Below are 20216 nucleotides of genomic sequence, written 5' to 3' on the forward strand. Positions count from 1 at the left end.
GGCCTCACCCGCCAAGGCCGTGCGCGACGTCCACCTGCTCGCGCAGGTCGAGCAGGCTCTTCGCGGTGATCCCCAGTCGCTGGTTCAGCGCCGCGCGCAGGGCCTGCGACCAGAACTGCCGGAACACCGCCAGTTGCGTGTCTCGGCTGAGCACCCGGCTCTGCTCGGCCTCCTTGATCTTCAACAGCTCGGGCTCGGCGAGGTCGACGATCGTGGTGAACTCGGGGGCAGGGGGTGCGGGGGCCCGGTCGGCGTGCGCCGGGACCGACGACATGAGGCGGGCGGCGAGGCCGCGCCGGGTCGCGTTGTCGTCGGTGAGAATCCAGTTCTCGTAGGCCTGTAGCACGCTCGCCCACGACGACAGCGCGCCGAGCGGGGTCAGCTCCAGCTTCATCTGGATCGAGTCCTTGCTGCCGATGTCGACCCTGATGAAGTCCGGGCTGGCCGGATCGCCCGCAACGACGATCTTGCCGTCCCAGGCCGCGCAGAGCAGCCGGTGCAGCACCTGCTGGCGGTCCCGCTCGTCCATGAGCAGGTAGCCGGTGTCCTGGTTGAGCCGCCGCCGCCAGGCGAGGCTGTCCTGCGGGTGCGGCTTGCGCTGGGCCTCCGACCAGAGCTTGACCACCCGCCGCAGCTCCGGCACCTCGGTGACACCCATGGAGCTGCGGGTCAGCACCACCACCATCGAGTCGGCTTGAACGGCGCGAAACTCCGGCTCCCCCAGCAGATCGACGGGCAGCGGCACCTCGCGGCGCAGAAACCGCTCGATATCCGGGTTCTCCTGCCCGGCCGGGTAGGTGAACAGCACCTTGAGCGGGGCATGGCCGTCCGGGGCGAACCCGCCCGGCACCAACTCGGCCAGCTTCTGCCGGAACCGGTTCAGGTCGGTCTCGGTGACGTGGTTGTCGCGCCGCTGCACCGCGTTGGCCAGCAAGTCCGCCATATGTGGGACCAGGGCGGGGCGGCCGCGGTCGCTCGGGCGCACGACCTCGGTCACCGCCTCCTTGACCTTCTGCCGAACCGCCGCCACCGCCGCCTCCGGATCACGGCGACCCAGCTCGTAGGCCGCGGCCCAGCCGTCGTGACCGAGCAGGAGGTTGAGCACGTGTCCCTCGTGCGCGTTGGGACCCAGGTGCTGCTCGTGGTCCTGCTTCAGCCGGGTGAGCACGGTCTGGTAGAAGCCCTCCAGCCCGCGGTCCTCGGGCGGCAGCAGGTAGGTCACGCCGACCCGGGTCTTGTAGAGGTCCTTCGAGCGCTGGTCGAACTGTTGCGGGTCGTTGAGCGCGTGCTCGGTGAACTGGTCGTAGACCGCGCGGAGCTCCTCGACGAACGCCTGCCACGGCCGGCTCCACAGCCGGTGGCTGTCGTTCCACGCCGAGTTCCACAACCGGCGCGTCTGCCAGGCGTACCAGCTGTCCTGCAGGCGGAGCACGGCCTGCGCCGGCTCGTCGGTGATCCGCAGCCGCTTGGTCAGCTTCTTCGGCAGGTTCTGCGGCACCGGCGGGGCGGCGGGGTTCAGGCCGGCCGGTGCGGCCGGCGGGATGCGCCAACCCTCGAGCAGCGACCGGAATCCCTGCCGGTCCAGCGGATCGGTCAGGTCCCGGTGGCCGAAGACGATGCGCTGCAACCGGAACAGGTCGACGCTGCGCAGCAGCACGGTGGCCGCCTCGGTCGGGTGGAAGTCCTGGGCGAGCGTGGCGACCGGGCCGGCCAGCGCCTCGCCGCCGCGGTCGATGCTCGCGCTCATCGCGTTCGCGCGCTCGGTCAGCGCGGTCAGGACCGCCGTGTAGCCCACCGGGTTCCCGACCGGCGGGATGCGGGTCGGCGCCGCCTCGAGCAGCCGGTCCAGGCCGGACGCGTTGACGAACTGCCGGATGTGCGGCTTGTTCGCCTCCGCGGCACCCGGGGGCACCAGCAGCTCCCGGACGGCATTGGCCAGGAAATGCGAGCTGACCACGTCGGTGAGCTCGAGCAGCGGTGTGGTCAGCGCGGCGACCGCGCTCGTCGTCACCCCGCGACGGCCCACGCCGGTCTCGGCGACGGCGTGCCGATCGACCTTGCTGTTGATGAAGCCATCGGCGAACGACTGGTAGGGGCGGTTCACCGCGTCCTCGTCGTCGGCCTCCTCGGTCGGCCCGGCCCCGATCAGCGAGATCATCAACGAGACCATCGAGCGGTTGAGGTCGTCCCGGCGCACCCCGCCGACCGGGCGTCCGAACAGGAACGCCGTCTGGACCGTGTTCGGCAGCAGCTGCACCTGCTCGAGCTGCGGGTAGCGGACCGACACCGTGCCGTGCGTGCCCCTGGCGTCCAGCTCGTCCGGCGAGCCCTGCGCGTTCTGGTCGTCGATGAGGCGGAACAGGTCGACCAGTGCCGCGCCGGCGTTGAGCTCGGCCGGCCGTCCACCGCCCGGGCCACCCTCGAACGCCGACGGCATCAGCACCAGCGGGTAGATCTCGGCCTGCTTCTGCCCCCGCTGCATGAGATGCCCGATCAGGTGCAGGTAGTCGTAGAAGACCCCGCCGCCGGTACCCCCGGCCACGGAGTAGACCACGAACACGATCACCGGGTCGACGCGCTGGGTCCGCTTGCCGCTGATCATGTAGAGCTCGCCGGCGGATTCGTTGATGTCCTCAAGCGCCTCGGTGATCCCGAGCAGAGCGGTGTCCGGGTTTCGCCTGATGGTCTCGAACAGGACGCAGCGCCCGACGGTCGGCAGCTGGCCGGCGCCGCGGATCAGCGGGCCGATGAGCGGGTCGCTCTCCTTCGACGGCAGCCAGCCGATGGTCTCCTCGTCGGCGTTGATCCGCAGGCTCTGGGCGACCTCGGCGGAGTTACCCAGCCGCGCCGGCACCAGATCGGTGATCAGGTGCATCGTCTTCTGCGCCGCCTGGTCGTGCTCCCTGCCGGGCACCACCTCCCGGCGCACCCGCTGCAGCTCCGTCGAGCTGAGATCGGCATAGACGAACTGCAGGCACGACGGCAGCTGATAGGGCAGGAGGTTCGAATCCGGCATGCTCGCCTGCAACCGGGTGCCGTCCGGGCCGCACAGCTCCTCCCGCAGCCGCTTCTCGAACTCGGCACCGACCTTGCACCCGGTCCCGCCCAGCCCGACGAACAGCATCGGTTGATATATCTTCATGGCATTGTCCTCAGGGTCGGGGTCCGACGGGACGGGTATTCGGCCTCATTCGCTCTTCTTCCGCTTTTCGACGATCTCGAGGACTTTGCGCCCAATTTCTTCCAACGTGTACGGCGCCTTGGCCAGGTCGTCATAAAGTCCCTCTCCTTCGGACGTCACGGACCGATCGCCCGCCGGGCCGAAAACCCGCATACCGAGCACGCGGCGCAGCTCGACCGCGGTCGCGTTGTCGAGTGGTCGTGTGTAGCCGGGCAACGTGCGCAGCGCGATTGCCAGCTCGCTCGCCCACCTTGCCGACGAACGGTGTCGCGACGACTCGCGCATCAGATAACCGGCGAGTGCCGCGATCGGGATGACCGCGGACAGCCGGACCAGCTCCGTGCCGATCGACACATCGCCCAGCAGGGCGTTGAGCCCGACGACGCCACCGGCGATGACGGCCAGTAGCCCGCCGGCAATCACCCGCAGCCGGTCCGCTCTCGTCGTCTCCTGCTCGGCGTACGACGAGTAGTGCTGGCTGAGCCGGTTGGCCGCGGCATTGCCGTTGGCCTCTCGGCTCCGGTCGCGGACGCGCGGTGTCTCCTCCGGACCTTCGTGGACGAGCCGCCGGCTCCGAATTCGATTCTGAATGTGCTCGGCGGCATCCAGAGCGTTGTCATACTCAGCCGCGAGGTCATGGTTGTCCCCGGCCTTTTTCCTGCTGACCGCGGCGATGTACGCCGTGACGGCCTCGTCGAGTCGCTGCCGCAGGTCGTTGGCGCTGCCGGCCAGTTCCTTGATCAGCTTGTCGTCAGCGCCCTCGTCGCCGATGGCGAGCAGGCGGACGACGCAGGACTGGGCCGCCGGACCGATCTTCTCGAACGCATCGACGAAGGCCTCGTCCTGGCGCACGGCCGCGCTGATGGCGCCGTCGATCTCCGCGGAGCTGACGACGAACTCCATGACCAGCCTCGCGTCCTTGCAGGCAGCCTGCACATGCCGGTCGCGTGACCTGCGCCAGTTGTTTCGGATCGTCTTGTCGAGAGCCCCGATCGCCCGTTGCGCCACCTCGAGCCGGTCAGACCAGCTGCGGTCCGCGACCGAGCTCGGACTCCGCTCGCCCACCTTCTTCCCGTCGACGTCCATCGGCTACTCCTCGGCCTTCCGAGGCCGGTGCTTCCTCCATATGTGCGGGAAGTACCGCCGCTGCATGTGTGCCGGGAGCTCTCTCGGACGCTTGGCGCCGCGTATCCTCCGGTCGTCTCGCGCCCGGTGGCGGTTGAGCGCCTCAGTGACCGGTTCGTCGAGCCAGCCATGCGGGCGGCAGACGCGCCGAACGACCACGAGCATCGCCAGCCAGTCGACGGCCAGGTAGCCGACTCCCGACCCGGCCGCGACGCCCAGGGTCTGGTACGGCCGCTGCTGGACGACGCTCCACCACGCATCAAACAGATCCGGCTCAGGGGGTCGAGTCGGGCCAAGCGTCTCGAGCCGCTTGTCTATCTCGGCGATGCGCTGGCGGGCCGCCTGCTGCTCACCGGCGAGTTGCTCGATCCGAGCCTTCGCCTCGGCCTTGGCCGCTTCCAGCTTCGCGGAGAGGTCGGCCACCCTCTGGCGGACCTCGTCCCGGTAGCGTTCTTTCTCGTTGTACGCGTCACCCCTCCCCGGCGTGCCCGTCCCGCGGGTGCCGTCCAGCTCGCCGAGCCGCTCCTGCTCCGCGTTGACCAGCTCCTCTTCCGCCGCGCGCAGCTGCTCCTTGAGGTCGATCACGTCGGGGTCATTCTCCACGGACGGTGCCTGGCGCGTCGTGATGTCGTGCTTTGCCGCCCGCTCCGCCTGGAGGGCTTGCGTTTCCACGGTCCACGTGTCCCGTTCGGTCGGGACCCGCGCGGCCGCAATCGCGTCGTGGTAAATCCACAGCACGGCGGCGAAGCACAGGAATGCCGCCACGATCACGGTGAGCGCGACACGCGGCCACGGCGTTGTCGGCGGCGCCTGGCGCCGGTGCATCGCCCTGACCGTCAGGTAGTTGACGAGCAGGAGCGTGGGCACGATCACCCCAAGCGCCAGGAGCGCGATGACCGGCGGCTGATTGAATGCCGAGGCGACCGGGAACAGCAGTGCAAGCGGTACGGCAATGCTGAACGCGACGGCCCGCCAGAACAGGCGCCGTAGCCGAATCTCGTTGGGCTCGGATTCCCGGCCGTTGCCAGCCATGAGCCGCGTGCTCCTTATCCGCCGAACGGGTTGTTGGGATCGAAATCCTTGCTGGGTGGGACGGCGGACGAGTCGCTGCCGAACGGATCACCGCCGAACGGGTCGGTGGTGGTGACCGGGGTGGGGGTTTGCGGGGTCGGGGAGCTCTCGAACGGGTCCCAGCTTGCGCTCGGGGTGGGCGCGGGCGAGGATCCGTTGGCCGGCAGGCCGTTGAACGGGTCGAACGACACCTCGGCAACCGGGCCGGCGGCCACCGCGGCGCCGGTGGTCCCGCGCTCGTCCAGGACGGCGAGGGTGAGACCGTCCCGGCCGATCTCGTGGTGCTTGCCGGCGGTGAGGAGGACCGGCTGCTGTCCGGGCGGCGCGAGGCTGATCTGCGGGCCGGCGCGGCGCACCTGGTACACGTTGGTCTCGGCCGGGCCGGCGTGCTGCAGCTGCAGCCCGGTGAAGTCGTCGTGCACGACGAACGCGAAGGCCTTTCCGTTGGGGTTGCGCGGTTCCAGCTCCGAGATCATGAAGTCGTTCTGTGCGAGCTGTACGCGCAACCCGCGCACCTTGCCGGCCTCGTTGCGGGACCGCAGCTTCGCCACACCGAACAGCAGCGCGCCGGTCAGCAGGACTCCGAGCCCCAGCCAGATCCACCAGAGCTTCTCGAGGATCCCCGGCTCGGGGGCGACCTCGGTGGCGAGCAGCCGCTCGGCGATCACGGCCGGCGGGCTCGCGTCGTCGACGAGACGCAGCGTGGCCGCGTTCGGGCCGAGCGCGGTGTCGGCGCCGAACCGCAGCGTGAACGGGGTCGTGGTGACGCCGGGGGCCGCCGGCACGAGCGCCGGCTCCACGGTCAGGGTCGTACCGGGCGACGGATCGGCGATCTGTAGCCGAAGATTCGCCGGCTGCCCGGAGTTGTTGGTGACCGATACGGTGCCGGTGATGGTTCCGCCTGGCGTCACCGTGGCGCGGTTGGTGTCGAACAGAACCTGCGCTTGGATCGCCGCCGCACGGCCTTGGACCCTGGTCGAGTACACCCGAGTGTCGCCGCCGATGCCGATTCCCGTGACCTGACCGGTAAACGTGAGGTCGCCGGTTGCGCCGTCGGGAATCGTGAGGTTACCGGCAAACGTCCCGTCGCGATCGGGATCGGCGAGCGTGACCTGTTGGGCGGGGAACCCGGAGCTACCCGTCAGCGTCGTGACGAACGAAAGTCCCTGCAGCGTCTGGGGATCGGTGATTGCCTTGCCGCGCGCCCACACCTGCATATCCACGCTGACCGATTGGCCGGCCGCCGGCTGCGGCGGGCTGACGCTCAGGTTCGCCTTGACCGCCGCCTGGAAGACCACGGTGGCGGCCACGTCCTGGGCGGGCACGTCCGCAGAGGACAGGCGAATGGTCCACTGGCCCGGCTCCGGATCCGTGATGCGCAGCGACTCCGTCTCGGTGGTCTGGCCGGCGAACTCGAAATGCGAACCGCCGGCGGCCGGCGCCGGCTTGTCCGTGCCGGGCGCACGGTACTCGACCTGGACCCGGGGGTCGCGCTTGTAGACCAGTATGGACGCATCGCTTGCGATGACGGGAATGTCGACGGTGAGCTCGGTCGATCCGCCGGTGGGAACATTGCCGGTCACAAGCGGGCCGTACTTGACGCAGCTGGCCGAGCTGAAGGCATCGGCGACCGCCACCTTCAGTTCCGTGGAGCTGGGAATGATCCGGTCGCTTGGGTCGGGGGCGGACGGTGCGCAGCTCTTGCCCCGCGCGAAGCCGCGCAGCGCGGCCTGGTCGACCGAACCGAAGCCGAGCGGCCACACCTGGGCGCCGGCCTGATCCAGCTCGCCCAGCACCTCCTGGAGCCGCACCGCCGCCGCCCCGTTGCGCCGCTCGGGCGTGTCGCCCCACTGCGGGCTCTTGGCGACGTCCAGCTTGCCGTCGGTGAGCAGGAAAACGATCTTCTTCTCCGGTCCCCCGGCACCGAGAAACGCCAGTGCCTGCTGCAATGCCGCCACGTGGTCGGTACCGTCGCCCTCTTGCGGGGTACGCCGGTGCAGCTCGCCCACGCACTTCGCGAGTGAGTCGCGCTGCTGGGTGGCATCGAATCGGGTCGGCGGGCAGACCACGTGTACCGCGCTCTGTCCCGGCCCGTCGGAGCTTCCGAAGCCGGCCACCGACACCACCGAGCCCGGGGCGAGCGCACTAGCCGCGATCGTCCGAGCGGCCTCCTTCTCCGCGGCCACATCGGCTTCGCTGATGCTGCCAGACTCGTCGACCAGCACGACGACCTGTAGCGACGGCAGAGTGGGCGGTTGGTTCTTGGCGGCCGCGCCCACCGTCGGGTGGGGAGCGACCACGAACACCACGAGGGCGACCAACCCGACGAGCCGCAATCGTTTGATCAACTGCAACTTGCCCTCCTCAATTGCACTCCGCGACGGCACGACCGGAGCGTACGCTCGATCGATGAGGGACTGACACGGGGCTGCGCTACCGTCTGTCGACAGAGTCGACCGTCTGCCGCGCTGTGATACCGGAGAGGTGGTCTCGATTGAGTGACAGCACGAGTCCGGTGGTCGAGCGCCGCCGGTTGGCGAGCGAGCTGCGCCGGCTGAGGTCCGAACGGAACCGAACAATTCGGGAGGTCGCCGACATCCTGGAGTGCTCGCCCGGCAAGATCAGCCGGATCGAAACGGGCTCGGTCGGTGCTCGGCTCGCCGACGTGCGGGAGCTGCTCGACATCTATGAGGTACACGGCAAGCAACGCGACATGCTGCTGGATCTGGTCCGGCATTCCCACCGCCGCGCCTGGTGGCACCGGTACGCCGGGGTCCTCCCGCCGGAGTCCATCCGGTTCCTCGGGCTCGAGGACGGTGCGTCCAGAATCGACGAATACAGTGGGCTCCTCGTGCCTGGTCTGGTGCAGACGGACGAGTACCTGCGCGCGCTGATCGGCACCGCCACGAAAGACCGGGAGACCGTCGAACGGCGGATCGAGCTTCGCCAGCGCCGGCGCCAGATCCTGACCAAACCGTCCGCGCCGACCGTCACGTTCGTACTGCACGAGGCGGCGCTGGTCGCATTGTTCGGCGGGCCGGACGTGATGGCGCGCCAGCTGGACCACCTCGTCGAGATGAGCGCGCTGCCGAGCGTGACCATCCGGGTGCTTCCGCTCACCACCGGCGAGTTCGCCGCTGCGGGAGCATCGTTCACCATCTTCAGTTTCACTAACAGCGACGATCCGTCGATCGTGCACATCGAGCAGCTCACCAGCAGCCTCTACCGAGAACATCCGGGCGATATCGACGTATATTCACGCGCCTTTTCCGAACTGACGGCCAAGTCCCTTGATCCGGAGGAAACTCGTGCCCTCATTGCCCGGCACGCCAGATCCTTTCGCAGGCGGCGAAGGCGTGGCTGAAGCTAGAGCCGTCCCGCACGCAAGGCGGCGAGGAGCAGCCGCCACTGCTCGGCCCCGAGGCGCAGGGTCTCGCCGGGCGCCTTCGAGTCCCGGACAACGAAACCGGCCGCATCATCCGGGGCTACCTCGGCACACATCGAGTTCACGCCGCTGCTGTAGCTGCTCTTGCGCCAGATGCGATCCACTGCCGGCCCTCCTACTTCTCCAGGCTCGGCTCCAAGGATGCCAGAAATGATCGGAATAATTGTGGACACTTTTCCGCCAAGTTGACACTTACTGGACCCATGGCGGACTGGTGCAGGACACGCACATATCGGAGTTCAGGCTCGCACTAACCTAATTGCGCGTACCAACACTGGGGAACCTGAACGTGTGATCGCCGCCCGCGTCACGGCGCAGATTGATCCCGAGGATTGATCACGCCGTCCACAGGGTTCGCGTCGCCGGCTCCCGGGCGGCAAGTGATCGGCAGGTGCGGCGGCGGGGTTGCGTGACCGGGTCCGCTCGGGCTCGGCGTGCCGGCCGGACCGCAGACTCGTGCCGCATGTGGAAGGTGCCGTCGCGACTAATTCTTGCCCGTTTCCGCAGGCAGTGGCAACAATGGACACTTTAAGGACAGTTGATGCTGTTTCGCATCTAGCCCGCATCGGCGATCTACTACACTGCCACCCTGCCATATCGGTGAACGGTAGGAGTGTCGGCATTCCCCCCGAACTGTTGATCATCGATGCTGGCACTCGATGTTATCGCGTGCCACGCCTCATCATCGTCGTGTTCGCCGTGCTCATCGTCCTCTGTGACCCGGCGCCGGCCGCGGCGCAGCCGAACGTTCCCAATCCACCATGGCCGTCGCGGTGCCCCCTTCGGCTCGGGCTGATCGTGGACCAGTCGAGCTCTATGAACGCCCGGTTCTCCGACGTCCGCGAAGCCGCCCGCAACATCGTGGACTCGTTGCGCGACAAGCCATCCGAAGTGACGATCATCGGTTTCGGCACAGCGGCCGAGGTTATCGGGTCGGCCGTCGACGTGTCGGACGAGGACGCTCGGCACCGGCTGAAGGACCAGATCGACGAGCTCACAGCACACGACGGCGACGACAGCGCGACCAACTGGGAAGCCGCGCTCACCGCGGCCGGGGAACCGCACCTCGATGTCGTCATCCTGGTTACCGACGGCCTTCCCAACGTGTACGGCAACCCCGTTCGACAAGGCCCGGAAGCCGTTGCCGCGGCGGTCACGGCGGCGAACCGGCTGAAGGGCGGCGGCACGCGCCTCGCGGCCGTCGGAATCGACCTACAGCAGGATGGCGAGCAGAACCTGGTCAGCATCACGGGTTCCACCCGCGGCGAGGACTACTACGTCACCGACACCGCCGGGTTGCTCCGCCAGTTGTACGGGATCGTGGCGAGCTCGTGCGGGGTGACCATCGCGCAGCTACCCCAGCCGGAGCCACCGGAATTCCCCTGGCTCCAGGTCATCCTGGGCACGCTCGCCGGATTGTTGTTGCTCGGGCTGGCGGCCATCGCGGTGCACCGCAGGCGCGCCGCACCCGGCCGGCGGCCGGCGCCTCCCACGTCCGGCCGCTCGGCCACCGGCCATCCGACCATCGACCATAGCCACCTTGCCAGGCAACTGCGTGCCAACCACCCCCATCCACCGACCACAAAGGACAGTTTATGACCCGGCCCGTCCTCGGCATCGATCTGGGAACCACCTACTCCTGCGTCGCGGCGCTCGACGAGAACCGCCGGGTGACGGTGCTGCCCAACCAGGAGGGTGACCTGACCACCCCGTCCGTGGTGTTCTTCGAGCCCACCGGGAGCGTGACGGTCGGCAAGTTCGCCAAGAACGAGCTGAAGAACGAACCCGAGCGCGTCGTCGCGCTGATCAAGCGGCACATGGGCGAGGACGGGTACACCGTCGAGATCGACGACCGGCAGCGGTACCCGCAGGAGGTGTCCGCCCTCATCCTGAAGCAGGTCGTCGAGGACGCCCTCGGAGTGCTCGGCGTCGAGGCGCCCGCCGCCGGTCCGCTTGCCGACGTGGTCATCACGGTGCCCGCGTACTTCGGCGCCGCCGAGCGCCAGGCGACTCGCGACGCCGGCGAGATGGCGAACCTGAACGTCCTCAACATCATCAACGAGCCGACCGCCGCGGCGATCGCCTACGGGCTCATGTCCGCCGGTGACGAGCGCAACGTCCTGGTATACGACCTCGGCGGCGGCACGTTCGACGTCACGATCATCACCGTCTCGCCGGCCGAGATCCGCGTCGTCGCGACGGGTGGTGACCACCGGCTCGGCGGCGCCGACTGGGACACCCGGCTCGTCGACCTCATCTGCGAGAAGTTCGCCGAGCAGCACCCGGGCATCGATCCCCGGCTCGACCTCGACGCCGCGGGCAGCATCGAGCTGCTGGCCGAGCAGGCCAAGAAGGCGCTCAGCCGCCGCGACACCTACAGCGACACGATCGTCGCGAACGGCCAGCGAGCCAAGATCGAGATCGCCCGCAAGGAGTTCGAGGAGGCCACCGCCGACCTGATCGGCCGCACCCTCGACTTCACCCGGGATGTTCTCGGCCACGCCAAGGAGAAGGGCGTCACCAGGATCGACGAGCTGCTGCTGGTCGGTGGCATGTCGCACTCGCCCGCCATCAAGCAGCGGCTCGTGGAGGAGTTCCCCGACCTGCCGACACCCCAGCTCGCCGACCCGGACCAGATCGTGGCCAAGGGCGCCGCGCTGTTCGCGGCGAGCAGCGTGTCGGAGACCGACGGCGAGACGTCGGTACTGCCCGGCGTGCCCGGCAGAACAGAGCTCCCCAAGATCGTGAACGTGACGTCCAAGGGCTACGGGGTCGCCGTCGTCCGCGACCCGCGGCGGCCCGACGACAGCGATCTGGTGGTGTCCTGGCTGATCCGGCCCAACGACGAGATTCCCGCTTCCCCGCACGGAACCTACCGAACCGTGCACGACGATCAGTACGCCGTCGAGATCTCCGCCTACGAATCCAAGACCGACGTGCTCAGCAAGGAGCTCGAGGACAACCTCAAGCTCGTCGAGGGTGAGCTGGTCGGCCTGCCGAAACAGCCGGCCGGCCAGCCATTCGAGGTGTCGTTCAACCTCGAGGCCGATGGCATCCTCCGGATCAAGGCGGTGGCGAGCAACGGCAAGGAGCTGACGCTACAGGCGAAGATCAGCGGTTTGGTGCCGGAGGATGTGAAGCGGGCGCCGCTGCCGCGCATCCAGCGGTGAGCGACTGGCAGTTCGACGCCGACCGGTTCGCCGAGGAGGTGCTGAACCCGGTGCAGCAGGGCTGGCGCCCCGCGGAGGACCTGTTCCGGGTGTACCTGCTGGCGCCCGACGTGACCGACGCCGCCACGGTGCGGGCCGCCCTGGACCGGATCGGCCGCGAGCTCAACAACCAGAAGTACCGCCACCTCCGGCGGGCCTGCGATCTACTGCGCGCGCAGCATGAGGAGGCGACCGCGATCCTCACCGACCCGGCGCGGCGGAACGAGCACCGCACGCGGGTCAAGGAGCGGACCCGCAAGCTCGGCGGAAGCCTGCGGCAACGCCTGCATGGCGCGCCCGGGTTGCCGGCCGCGGAAGTCTGCGCGCTGGCTCAGAGTTCGAAAGGCGCGTTCACCCGGACGACGATCCGCGCCGCGCTGGCCGAGATCGGCGCGCGGGAGCTTGATCCCGTTGCGCTGCCGGACACCCCCGAACCGGGTCGGTGGACCGAACTGCGCGGCCTGCTCGTCCAGCTGCGGCACGACTCCCTGTGGGAGTACCTCGACTCGGTGCTGGCCGGGTTGCGGACCACTCCGGCGCACATCAAGGATCGCCGCGAGCGGCTGCGGGTCTCCCGGGACGCGGCCAGCAACGCCGAGACGACGATTCTGAAGCTGGTCGAGCAGTGGATCACCGCGGGCGAGATGGTCGCCGTGTTGCGCCACGAGGTGCTGGCCACGCTGGCCGACATGGTGCACTACGGCTACGCCGAGGTGGCCCGCGTCGCGGCCACCATCGTCGACCGGCTGCCCCGGCTCGGCCTGCCCACCGACCCCCCGGCACTCACCTACGCCGTGTGGTGCCGGCACCGGATCGCCGACGCCGACCGGGAACCGGGGTGGCACGACGACTACCGGGCGGCGATCCGCGAGCTGCGGCTGCGGCACGCGCTGACCGTGCTGGAGGCGCAGCCCGGGCTGAGTGACGAGTGGCAGGCGCAGCGGGCCGCGCTCACCGCCCAGTTGTCCACATTGGACGATGAGCTGGCCCGCTGCCGGGCGCTGGAACGCACCGACGTGGAGGCCGCGGTCGCGGGCTATCACCGCATCCGCGAGCGGCTGGCCGACCCGGAGGTCGACGCGGCGATCGAGCGGTGCCGCCCGGCCGAGCCCCGCTCGGCCACGGCCGTCGTGCGAGACGGCCGGGTCGTGGTGTCCTGGCGGCCGAGCCCCGCCACGGCCGGACGCATCGGCTACCGGGTCACCAGGGACGGCACGGTGGTGTCCGCGGAAACTCGCGACTGCGAGGTCGTCGACGAGGACCCGCCCGGCGGAACCCCGCTGACCTACGCGGTGCACACCTTGCGGGACGGCACCCCGTCCGCCCGGCCGGCCCGGACGGCGGCGGTCACCGTGCTGCGCGAGGTGCTCGAGCTGGAGCTGCGCGGCGAGCCGAACGCGATCACCGGCCGCTGGCGGTTGCCGGCCGGCGCCACCGGCGCCGACGTCACCCGGGACGGCAGCCCGCTGCGGGACACGGGGTCGACCGGGTTCGCCGACCGGAACGTCCAACCGGGACGGTCCTATACGTACGTGGTCCGGGCGAACTACCGACTGACCGGCGGCACCCTGGCGCGCAGCGACGGCCGGCACGCGACCGCCAGCTGCCAGGAGATCCCGGCCGCGGTGACGGATCTGGTCGCCGAGCTCGACGCGGACGAGGTGGTCGCCCGCTGGACGCCGCCACCTCGCGGCGAGGTGGAGGTGCTCGAGCTGCGGCCGGGCATGGATCCACCCGACCAGGGCGTGGTTTCCGTTGCGACGGCCCGCAATTACGGCGGCGCCGTGCGTGCCACCGGGCCCGGCGGCCGCGGACTGTTGCGCGGACGGCTTGGCATACCGGGAAAGCGGCAGATCCTGCTTCCGGTGACGGTGCTCGGCGAGCTCGCCGCGATCGGCACGCCCTGCCTGCTCGACGTGCGGCACGGATCGGTGCGCGCGCTGCGGTTGCGCCGGTTGGGTGGCACGGTACGGCTCACCTGGCAGTGGCCGGCCGGCGCGACGGCGGCCCGGGTGGTGTGGCGGACCGGCGCCAGGCCGGCCGGGCCCACCGACCCGGAAGCCTCGGTCGAGGACGTGACCCGGGTGACCTACGAGAGCCGGGGCGTCTCGCTGCCGGTGCCGCCGGGCGATCACTGGTTCGGGGTGTGCACGGCGCTGACCGACGGCGGCGAGCTGAGCTTCGGACCGCTGGTCCTGATGCGGGAGTCCACCACGGCGACCGTCAACTACACCGTCGAGCGGCACCGGTGGCCGCGGCCGAGAAATCGCCGAGTCCTGGTCGTGGCCGGCGAGGCGGGACGAGAGCTGCCGGCGGTCGTGCTGATCGCGAAGACCGGCGTCCGGCCGCTGCACCCGGACGATGGCGAGCAGCTGCTGCGCACCGATGCCGGCCCCGCGCCGCTGCGCGTCGAGTTCACCGTGCCGGCACGCCTGGGCCGCCCGGTGTACCTGCGCGCGTTCTCCTCCGACGACCGCCTCGTGCTCGTCCCGGCCCGGCCCGACCAGCTCGTGCTGACCTGACAGTCATGGTGAGGAAAGCCATTGGCCACAACGAAATGCCCGTACTGCTGGACCTCCCACAAGCGGGGCGAGTTGCACATGCGCTGCGGCGAGCGTTGCGCGCACAAGGGCGAGGCCTTTCCCGAGCGGCAGCTGCGCGACGGCCGCTGCCCGCACGGCGTGCTGCCGCAGAGCCGGCGGGTCTGCCCGCACTGCGGCCGGGAACTGTTGCGGGAGTATGTCGACAGCGGCGGCCGCAACATCGCGGTGATCGGATCGGCGGACTCGGGCAAGAGCACCTGGGTCGGCGTGCTCGTGCACGAGTTCCAGCGCGGCCAGGTGAACGAGCGGTTCACCGGGATGTCGCTCGACCTGCTGGGTGAGGAGTCCCGCGTCCGGTACGAGCGGGACTTCAACACTCCGCTGTTCGTGCACGGCCGACCGCTGCAGCAGACCCGGTCCGCCAGCGTGAGCACCCCCGAGCCGCTGATGTTCAGCCTGCGCTTCCGGCGCTCCCGGCGGCTCGGCGCGACCCGGGTCGCCCCCGTGGTGACCGTCTTCTACGACACCGCGGGCGAGGACGTCGCCCGCGCGCAGCAGATGGATCTGCTGATCAGCTACCTGGACGCGGCCGAGGGGATCATCCTGCTGCTGGATCCGTTGCAGATGCCCAAGGTTCGCGATCTGGTCGGCACCAACGGCCGCAGGTCCGGCTACACCGACCAACTGCATGTCGTGAACCGGCTCGGCGAGCTGCTGCGCGAGCGCAGCAGCACCCCGGTCGACCGGCGGCTGCCCACCCCGCTCGCGGTCGCGCTCACCAAGCTCGACCTTCTGCCCGACACCTTGGGCCCGGAGTCGCCGCTACGCCAGCCGTCCCGGCACGTCGGCGGCTACGACGACGGCGACGGCCTGGACGTCCACGAGGAGGTCCGCGCCTGGCTGAACCAGTGGTTCGACCCGGCGTTCGATCGCAGCATCGCCAACACCTTCGAGGTGTACCGGTACTTCGGGCTGTCCGCGCTGGGCGCTCCGCCGATCGACGGCAACCGCCTGGCTCCGGAGGGTGTGCACCCCTACCGGCTGGAGGACCCGATGCTCTGGCTGCTCGCCAGGTTCCGCGCGATCAAGACGATGAAAGGAAAGCGATGACCGTGCACCAGCTGCACTACACCTCGTGCGAGGACGGGCTGGAGGGCATCCAGGGGTTCCAGATCAGCGCCATGACCCCCGGCGCACCCAAGCCGCTGGTGGACCTCGCGGTGCGGGCCAGCGCCTACGAGGTCGGGCCGGACCTGATGGCGCGGTTGGCCGATGCCGACCTCGGCACGTTCCCGGTGGCATTCGGCTACGTCCCCTCCGGCGCGGCCGCCACCCTGTTCCAGAGCCGCTACATCGGGTCCGACTTCACCGGCCGGACGGGCAACTACTTCGCCCACGCGCTGCTCCTCGACGACGCGGACGCGGAGCTTTCCGGCGTGCTGCCCATCGACATGTGGCGCAGCCCCACGTGGGTCCACACGCGACACAACGGCACCGCCCTGCCGGCCGTGACCGCACTGGCGCCCGGGGGCGCGACGGATCCGACGAGCATCCGGCGATTCCTACGCGAACCGGGCCGCTACGACCGGTTGGCCCGGATGATCAGCGCCACCCAGCGGGTGCTCGGCGGCGGGCGCGGACGGCTGGTGCTCGTCGTGCCGGACGACCACAGTGCCGCGCTGTGGCTCGCCGCGCTGTGCCGGTCGCTGCCCCGCGCGGTGGGCCTCGACGTCTCCTTCGTCACCTACACCGCACGCCCGGCGGACACGACGGTGCTCGTCAGCTGCACCACCCCGGACGTGCGGCTGCCGACCTACGGCGACTTCACCGTGGTCGACCTGACCGACTCCGGGCTGCCAGACTCGGAAACCACCCGGTATGGCGCGATCATGGCTCGGCTGTGGGAAAGCGACGGCGTGCCCGCGGCGGTCCAGCTCGCCGATCGGGCGGCGCCGCCACTGGCCGGCGCCGACCTCGAGGCCTTCGCGGTGCTCCTCGAGTGCACCACCGGGTCGCTCGGCGCCACCCCCCCGGAGCCGCTACTGCTCGACGCGGCGCGCCTGGCGGTCGACCGGTTGCCCGGCGCGCTCGCCGCCGGCGGTTGGCGGGGAATTGGCGATCTGCTCGCCGACGCCGGCGGCCCGACCGATCTGGCCGCGTGGTCGGAGACCCTTCGGGCGGCCGGACAGCGGCGCGAGCCCGTCGCACCCGAGCTGCTGGGCGCGTACTACATCGCGGCGCTCGCCGCGCCGCAGCGGCTGTGGCTGCCCGCCCTCGCCGGCGACGAACTCGATGCCGTCGCGGAGCACGCCGTCCTGCCCGCACTCAGCGACCCGCGTGCGGAGGCGGTCCTCGATCGGCTCGGCGAGCAGCGGGAGCTGGTCCACGCCGTGGTGCGGGTGCTCGACCGGCGGCTCACCGATGACGCGGAGCTCCGCCGGCTCGCCACCACCCTCACCCCACGCGCCGCGCGGCTCATCCGGCAGTCCTCCTCCCGCGATCCGGCCAGGCTCACCGACCTGGTGCTCGCGCGCCACGGCCAGGCCGACCGCGTTGCGGTGCTGGCCGCGGCGCTGGGCGACGAGTCGGTCGAGTGGTGGCATCTGGGGGAGGTGCTCTGGCCCGAGCAGCCGTCCGCCGAGGAGGCCACCCAGGCCATCCGGAAGCTGCATCTCGAGGTGCTCACCGGCACCGGTCTACTCGCCCGGATCACCGAGCGACTCATCCGGCAGGCCGACCGGGATGAGGTGTCGGCAAAGGATGTGCGGCTCGTCGACGTGCTGCTCGAGCAACCGATCGTCGGCGAGATCGAGGCGGCGGACGCGGCCGTGCTCGCCGCGGTGCGATTGATCGACCAGTTCCGCCAGTCCACCCCGAAACGCGACGCCGGCCGATCCGTCCGGGAAGGCCTGGAGCTCCTCGACACGCTGCCGGGCGCGATCGGCGACCGAATGCTGGTCAGCATCGCGGAGTTCACGTTGCGCGCCGAGCCCGAGCCGCACCGCGAGTTGCTCACGCTGGCGCTGAGCACCGGGAGCAAGCGGTTCCTGAACAGGTACCGCGAGCTCGCCACGGACCGGCTTGCCAAGGCCGCGCCGCCCAAGGTGGCCGGGGTCATCGTGATCTGGTCCAGCCTGGCCAACACCCGGGTCCGCACTCAGCTGCTCAACGAGACCCTGCCCGCGGCGATCGCCCGGCGCCGCGCCAAGCACCTGGACGCGATCGGCGCGGCGCTGGTGCCTACCGCGAAGAAGCTGGCGATCGACGCACCAGCCGCGAAGGGCTGGCGGGACTGGTGGAAGTCCTGGCGGTCCAGGCATGAACGCCGCGGGTTGCTCGGCCTGCTCGGACTGCGAAGGAAAAGCCAGTGATTTACCTCGTGCTCTTCATCATCGGCGTGGTGATCTTCATCGCCGTCGCCAGTTACGTGTTCACCGCGCTGCTCATCGTGGGACTGGTCGGGCTGGCGGTGGCCGCCGTGGTGGGGATCGTGGAGTTCCTCAGCGCCGCCATCGCCGGGTTCGCCCCACTCGGCCCGATCGCGCACCTGCGCATGGCGCCCCCGGCGGTATCGACGGACGGACCGGACCCGGCCTACCGCAGCTACTACGCCGGCCCGGTGCTGCTCGACTACCGCATCGTGCTCCGCGCGACGTTCCGGCAGCTGTGGGGGCGGATCATCGAGGGCCGGCGGGACGAGAGCACCGAAACCGTGCAGCCGTCCTATGTCGCCAGGACCTGGCAGTGGGCGAAGTACTCCAGGCTGCCGGTGGCGGTCAGCCACACCAGCGCCGTCTTCGCGATCATCGGACTATGGCTGGGTGCCATCGCCGCCGTCGGGTTCGTGGCCGTCGTGTCAGCGGTCTTCGCGCTGCTGCTGGTGCTCCTGGTGGTCGGCGCGGTCGCCGTCGCGGGCGGCTCGCGGTTGCTGGAGCGGGGCGTGCTGTGGGTGCGGGGCATCACGATCGAGTGCGGCAGCTGCACCGTGCGCGCCACCCAGCCGATCTACCGCTGCCCGAACTGCAGCGCCGAGCACCGGCGGCTGCTACCAGGGCTGTCAGGTGTGCTGCACCGCACCTGCCGCTGCCACGCCGTGCTCCCCACCCTACTTGCGAACGGCAAGGCCAAGCTCGCGGCGCAGTGCTCGGAATGCCGGGCGCAGCTGCCGATCCGAGGGCTCACGGCGCCGACCGTGCACATTCCGGTGATCGCCGGCCCTACCGCGGGCAAGTCCGTGTTCATGCAAACCGCGGTCAGCCGCTTGATGTTGCTGGGCGACGGGTTCGAGTTCGCCGACGAGCGGGCCCGGGACGAGTTCGAGCGCAACCTCAAGCTGGGGGTCACCGACGATCCGCGCCGGTCGGTCAAAACGGTGAACACCAGACCGAAGGCGTACAACATCTATGTGGGCGCCGAGGGCAGCCTGAAGCGCCGGTTGCTGTACCTTTACGACCCCGCCGGCGAGGCCGTGGAGAGCCCCGACGAGCTCGCCGAGTCGCAGTTCCTCAAGCACACCAAGGGAATCGTGTTCATCGTCGATCCCTTCTCGCTGCGCCAGGTGCGCTCCGAGACCGACCGCGCGGTGCTCAACCGGGTCAGCGCGTCGAACACCCCGCCGAAGGACTCGCTGGAGCGGTTCGTCGAGGCGCTCCGCGAGCATAACCGGTCGCGGGCCGACGAACGCCTGAAGATCCCGGTCGCCGTCGTGCTGACCAAGGCCGACGCCCTGTTGGAACCCTCGGGTGCCACCCATCCGTACGCCGGCCACCCGCACGCGAGCCGGTCAGCGCGGGACGCGGCCGTGCGGACCTGGCTCGACGCCGCCGGCCAGCGCGACCTTCTGTCCTCTATAGACAATCAGTTCACCACGGTGTCCTACTTCGTGGTGAGCTACCAGGATGCGCGCGAGGTCGTCACGCGCGAGTCGCCGACCGGCGCGGTGGCCAACGACGACCCGTCCGCGCCGCTGCTGTGGCTGCTGAACCGGAAGGCTTCGCTATGAGCGACGAGATCCCCCAGTCGGTCGTCACCGGACGTAAGGTCGCGATGGCCCTGCTCGTGGTCGCCATGCTGCTCACGGTGGCCGCCGTGCTGTGGCTGATCGCGTTGTCGGCCACCGCGCCGGTGACCGTCTAGCCCACGGGCGCGGCGAACTTGAACACCACGACCTCGGCGAACCGCACCACCCGGCCGTCGCTGACGTATCCGGGCCGGCGCGCCTGTGCGACGATCCCGTCCAGCGCCTCGTCGTCGGTCGGCTGCGTGCCGACCGCGCGCTGTTGGTGCCGGTCGAACTCCGCGCCCGGCTCGGCGTGGAACTGCTCGATGCCCTGCCGTTCGAGGATCATCGTCACGTCCTCGACCACCTCGCCGCACAGCCGCGCCAGGTCGGGATTCTCGGCGACCGCGACCGCCCGGCTTCGCCAGTCGTCCGCCAGCTTGATCAGTTCGCGCAGCGCGGGCTGCACGGCGCCCTGCGCCTCGGCCCGGCGTAGCCGCTCGTTCTCGGCGTGCAGCCGGTCAACGACCTCGTTCAGAAACCTGCTCTGCTCGTGCAGGCCGGTCAGCTCCTTCTTGATGTCGTCCAGGAGTGTAGTGATGCCAGGTTCGTTCTCCACAGGGGTAAAATAGCACTCGAGAGA

14 protein-coding genes are annotated in these 20216 nt (G+C 69.9%); 8 read left to right on the top strand and 6 right to left on the bottom strand.

What is annotated here, in order from left to right; translation table 11 throughout:
- Positions 1-4: 4 nt before the first annotated feature.
- From VGX25_RS17335 to VGX25_RS17350, 4 genes are read right to left on the bottom strand one after another with little or no spacing between them, the layout of a single operon-like run.
- Positions 5-3142 (bottom strand): tubulin-like doman-containing protein, encoded by a 3138-nt coding sequence (locus tag VGX25_RS17335; RefSeq protein WP_326918841.1) that lies wholly within the window; start codon positions 3140-3142, stop codon positions 5-7.
- Between the two features lie 45 nt (positions 3143-3187).
- A complete protein-coding gene (locus VGX25_RS17340; RefSeq protein WP_326918842.1) occupies positions 3188-4267 on the bottom strand; it encodes a hypothetical protein in 1080 nt (359 codons plus the stop codon).
- A 3-nt stretch (positions 4268-4270) separates the two neighbouring features.
- Complete coding sequence (locus VGX25_RS17345; RefSeq protein ID WP_326918843.1) at positions 4271-5338, bottom strand: DUF4407 domain-containing protein; 1068 nt, start codon at positions 5336-5338, stop codon at positions 4271-4273.
- A gap of 14 nt (positions 5339-5352) precedes the next feature.
- Positions 5353-7764, bottom strand: coding sequence for a vWA domain-containing protein (locus tag VGX25_RS17350; RefSeq protein ID WP_326918844.1), 2412 nt, complete (start codon positions 7762-7764; stop codon positions 5353-5355).
- A gap of 128 nt (positions 7765-7892) precedes the next feature.
- On the opposite strand from VGX25_RS17350, the gene VGX25_RS17355 reads away from it, so the two are divergent.
- Complete coding sequence (locus VGX25_RS17355; RefSeq protein ID WP_326918845.1) at positions 7893-8741, top strand: helix-turn-helix transcriptional regulator; 849 nt, start codon at positions 7893-7895, stop codon at positions 8739-8741.
- Positions 8742-8743: 2 nt separating this feature from the next.
- Here the strand turns inward: VGX25_RS17355 and VGX25_RS17360 are convergent, their stop codons facing one another.
- The gene (locus VGX25_RS17360; protein WP_326918846.1) at positions 8744-8926 is read right to left on the bottom strand and encodes a DUF397 domain-containing protein; all 183 of its coding nucleotides are present in this window, start codon (positions 8924-8926) and stop codon (positions 8744-8746) included.
- A 415-nt stretch (positions 8927-9341) separates the two neighbouring features.
- Between VGX25_RS17360 and VGX25_RS17365 the strand changes: the two genes are divergently transcribed.
- The 7 genes from VGX25_RS17365 to VGX25_RS17395 are packed head-to-tail and all read left to right on the top strand — an operon-like array spanning position 9342 to position 19710.
- Positions 9342-10421, top strand: coding sequence for a vWA domain-containing protein (locus tag VGX25_RS17365; protein WP_326918847.1), 1080 nt, complete (start codon positions 9342-9344; stop codon positions 10419-10421).
- The gene (locus tag VGX25_RS17370) at positions 10418-11992 is read left to right on the top strand and encodes an Hsp70 family protein (RefSeq protein ID WP_326918848.1); all 1575 of its coding nucleotides are present in this window, start codon (positions 10418-10420) and stop codon (positions 11990-11992) included. The genes VGX25_RS17365 and VGX25_RS17370 overlap by 4 nt, the downstream gene beginning before the upstream one ends.
- Positions 11989-14553, top strand: a complete 2565-nt coding sequence (locus VGX25_RS17375) for a hypothetical protein (protein WP_326918849.1) — start codon at positions 11989-11991, stop codon at positions 14551-14553. Before VGX25_RS17370 ends, VGX25_RS17375 begins: the two co-directional genes overlap by 4 nt.
- Positions 14554-14574: 21 nt before the next feature.
- The gene (locus VGX25_RS17380) at positions 14575-15684 is read left to right on the top strand and encodes a TRAFAC clade GTPase domain-containing protein (RefSeq protein ID WP_326918850.1); all 1110 of its coding nucleotides are present in this window, start codon (positions 14575-14577) and stop codon (positions 15682-15684) included.
- Positions 15681-17945 carry a GTPase-associated protein 1-related protein gene (locus VGX25_RS17385; protein WP_326918851.1) on the top strand — a complete coding sequence of 755 codons (2265 nt, stop codon included), beginning with the start codon at positions 15681-15683 and terminating at the stop codon, positions 17943-17945. Before VGX25_RS17380 ends, VGX25_RS17385 begins: the two co-directional genes overlap by 4 nt.
- Entirely contained in the window at positions 17942-19576 is a 1635-nt protein-coding gene (locus tag VGX25_RS17390) for a TRAFAC clade GTPase domain-containing protein (protein ID WP_326918852.1), read from the top strand. The genes VGX25_RS17385 and VGX25_RS17390 overlap by 4 nt, the downstream gene beginning before the upstream one ends.
- Complete coding sequence (locus VGX25_RS17395; protein ID WP_326918853.1) at positions 19573-19710, top strand: hypothetical protein; 138 nt, start codon at positions 19573-19575, stop codon at positions 19708-19710. Before VGX25_RS17390 ends, VGX25_RS17395 begins: the two co-directional genes overlap by 4 nt.
- Here VGX25_RS17395 and VGX25_RS17400 read toward each other — a convergent pair.
- The gene (locus VGX25_RS17400) at positions 19707-20192 is read right to left on the bottom strand and encodes a nucleotide exchange factor GrpE (RefSeq protein WP_326918854.1); all 486 of its coding nucleotides are present in this window, start codon (positions 20190-20192) and stop codon (positions 19707-19709) included. The genes VGX25_RS17395 and VGX25_RS17400 overlap by 4 nt on opposite strands.
- Positions 20193-20216: the final 24 nt, after the last annotated feature.

This window comes from Actinophytocola sp. (assembly GCF_035942955.1).
Classification (GTDB): Bacteria; Actinomycetota; Actinomycetes; order Mycobacteriales; family Pseudonocardiaceae; genus DASYTH01.

Excerpts from the sequence above, each read along its gene's own strand:
- VGX25_RS17335 (WP_326918841.1), bottom strand. The coding sequence starts at position 3,142 with ATGAAGATATATCAACCGATGCTGTTCGTCGGGCTGGGCGGGACCGGG.
- VGX25_RS17340 (WP_326918842.1), bottom strand. The coding sequence starts at position 4,267 with ATGGACGTCGACGGGAAGAAGGTGGGCGAGCGGAGTCCGAGCTCGGTC.
- VGX25_RS17345 (WP_326918843.1), bottom strand. The coding sequence starts at position 5,338 with ATGGCTGGCAACGGCCGGGAATCCGAGCCCAACGAGATTCGGCTACGG.
- VGX25_RS17365 (WP_326918847.1), top strand. The coding sequence starts at position 9,342 with ATGGACACTTTAAGGACAGTTGATGCTGTTTCGCATCTAGCCCGCATC.
- VGX25_RS17370 (WP_326918848.1), top strand. The coding sequence starts at position 10,418 with ATGACCCGGCCCGTCCTCGGCATCGATCTGGGAACCACCTACTCCTGC.
- VGX25_RS17385 (WP_326918851.1), top strand. The coding sequence starts at position 15,681 with ATGACCGTGCACCAGCTGCACTACACCTCGTGCGAGGACGGGCTGGAG.
- VGX25_RS17395 (WP_326918853.1), top strand. The coding sequence starts at position 19,573 with ATGAGCGACGAGATCCCCCAGTCGGTCGTCACCGGACGTAAGGTCGCG.